General features: G+C 44.6%; 1 protein-coding gene. It reads right to left on the bottom strand.

All coding sequences use genetic code 11. The features are described from left to right. The coding region (locus A3751_RS18445; RefSeq protein ID WP_068458510.1) for a Fur family transcriptional regulator at positions 1-376 on the bottom strand (376 nt) is incomplete at its 3' end. Between the last annotated feature and the right edge of the window lie 287 nt (positions 377-663).

Raw genomic sequence — 663 nt, 5'->3', positions numbered from 1 at the left:
TTAAATCTTTTTCGGTAAATTTACCCAAACTAATTTCTTTTACGCGCTGGCATTCACCGCAAATCAAAAACTGCGAAACCTCATGGCGATGCTCGCAATTAATGTGGCAGCATGCCACATACTTATTTGCCAAATTGAGTTTATGAACCAAATGCTGTTCTTGAAGAAAGTCCAGGATTCGATAAACAGACATGGCCGGAATCACCTCGTCGTACTCGTTCTTGCACAGTTCAACAAGCTCATAGGCCGAGAGCGCCTTGTCTGAACCTAACAAACCCGATAAAACCAATTTACGTTTGGGCGTTAAACGCGCACCACTTTCTAGGCACTTTCTTTCTGCACCTTGAAGTGACTGTTGATCAAGATCGAGATCCATAACCGTTCCTTTACCTATATAATCAAACGTAAACTAGATGTGCTGCGCATTTGCTACCATATCATGCGCATTTCACAGGGTCTTCAAAACTTAAAAAGTCGGCTTTCATCCATCGCCACGAACTTCAGCGCATCAGTACCGGAGCAAACCACTTTTTCCTGCTCTTGCTTTCCTCGGCCTACGAAAGCAGACACGCCATGAGCGACTCCTCGATGGGCATATCCAACTCGTTGTAAATCACCTCAACGCGGCTTTCAAGGCAATCATCTAGGGCAAATTCACTGAAC

The sequence above is a fragment of the Oleiphilus sp. HI0080 genome (genome assembly GCF_001635135.1).
Note: the sequence above shows the minus strand (reverse complement) of the source record. Positions and strands in the feature narration are given on the sequence as shown.